The 2103-nt window shown below is 64.2% G+C and carries 1 protein-coding gene; it reads left to right on the forward strand.

Annotation, left to right across the window (positions count from 1 at the left end; translation table 11 throughout):
• On the forward strand, window positions 1-2103 hold a 2103-nt coding region (locus tag EOA60_RS30170; RefSeq protein WP_245502648.1), incomplete at both ends, for a glutamate synthase central domain-containing protein.

Genomic DNA, 2103 nt, shown 5'->3' on the forward strand with positions numbered 1-2103 from the left:
TCTCGACCAACACCTTCCCGTCGTGGAAGCTGGCGCATCCCTATCGCATGGTCGCCCACAATGGCGAGATCAACACGCTGCGCGGCAACGTCAACTGGATGGCGGCGCGGCAGGCCTCGGTCGATTCCGAACTGTTCGGCAACGACATCTCCAAGCTGTGGCCGATCTCCTATGAGGGGCAGTCGGACACCGCCTGTTTCGACAATGCGCTCGAATTCCTGACGCAGGGCGGCTACTCACTCGCCCACGCAATGATGATGCTGATCCCCGAGGCCTGGGCCGGCAACAAGCTGATGGATCAAGATCGCAAGGCCTTTTACGAATACCACGCCGCCCTGATGGAGCCGTGGGACGGGCCGGCGGCGGTGGCCTTCACCGACGGCCGCCAGATCGGCGCCACGCTCGACCGCAACGGGCTGCGCCCGGCGCGCTACATCGTCACCGACGACGATCGCGTCATCATGGCCTCGGAAGCCGGCGTGCTGCCGGTGCCGGAGGAAAGGATCGTCAAGAAGTGGCGGCTGCAGCCCGGCCGCATGCTGCTGATCGACCTGGAGAAGGGCCGCATCGTTTCCGACGAGGAGATCAAGTCGGAGATCGCGACCAGGCATCCCTACAAGAGCTGGCTCGCCAACACCCAGCTCATCCTCGAAGACCTGAAGCCGGTCGAGCCGCGGGCGCTGCGCAGGGACGTCAGCCTGCTCGACCGCCAGCAGGCGTTCGGCTTTACCCAGGAAGACACCAAGCTGCTGATGTCGCCGATGGCGACCACCGGCCAGGAAGCGGTCGGCTCGATGGGCACCGACACGCCGATTTCGGCGATGTCGGACAGATCGAAGCTGCTCTACACCTATTTCAAGCAGAACTTCGCCCAGGTCACCAACCCGCCGATCGACCCGATCCGCGAGGAACTGGTGATGAGCCTGGTGTCGTTCATCGGGCCGAGGCCGAACATCTTCGATCTCGTCGGCAATTCGCGTCGCAAGCGGCTCGAAGTGCGCCAGCCGATCCTGACCAATGGCGATCTTGAGAAGATCCGCTCCATCGGTCACACCGAGGACCGTTTCGACACCAAGACGATCGACATCACCTATGCTTCGAACGAAGGCGCGGCCGGCATGCAGGGCGCCATCGACCGGCTGTGTGAGCGCGCCGAGGCGGCGGTCGCCGGCGGCTACAACATCATCATCCTGTCCGACCGTCAGCTCGGGCCGGACCGCATCGCCATCCCGGCATTGCTGGCGACGGCGGCGGTCCACCATCATTTGATCCGCAAGGGATTGCGCACGTCGGTGGGGCTGGTCGTCGAGTCCGGCGAACCGCGCGAGGTGCATCATTTCTGCTGCCTTGCGGGCTATGGCGCCGAGGCGATCAATCCCTATCTCGCCTTCGACACGCTGCTCGACATGCACAAGCGCGGCGAGCTGCCGGCCGAAGTCGACGCCAATGAGGTCGTCTCCCGCTACATCAAGTCGATCGGCAAGGGCATTCTCAAGGTGATGTCGAAGATGGGCATCTCGACCTACCAGTCCTATTGCGGCGCGCAGATCTTCGACGCCATCGGGCTGAAGACCGACTTCGTGCAAAAATATTTCACCGGCACCGCGACGCTGATCGAAGGCGTCGGGCTGGAAGAGATCGCGGCCGAAACGGTCAGCCGCCACGCCGACGGCTTCGGCAACGACCCGGTGCTGCGCAACAGCCTCGAGGTCGGCGGCGAATACATGTTCCGCATGCGCGGCGAAGCGCATATCTGGTCGCCCGATGCGGTGGCCACCCTGCAGCACGCCGTGCGCCAGGGATCGTGGCAGACGTTCAAGGACTATTCCGCTCAGATCGACAGCGAGACGGCGCGGGCGCAGAGCATTCGCGGCCTGTTCAAGATCAGGCTGGCCGAAGAAACCGGGCGCAAGAAGGTCGCGCTCGACGAGGTCATGTCGGCTGCCGATATCGTCAAGCGGTTCTCGACCGGGGCGATGTCCTTCGGCTCGATTTCCAGGGAAGCGCACACCACGCTGGCCCGCGCCATGAACGCCATCGGCGGCAAGTCTAACACCGGCGAGGGCGGCGAAGAGGCTGACCGTTACCTGCCGCTGCCGGACG

Origin of the sequence: Mesorhizobium sp. M1A.F.Ca.IN.020.06.1.1 (assembly GCF_004023265.1) — a bacterium.
GTDB lineage: Bacteria > Pseudomonadota > Alphaproteobacteria > Rhizobiales > Rhizobiaceae > Mesorhizobium.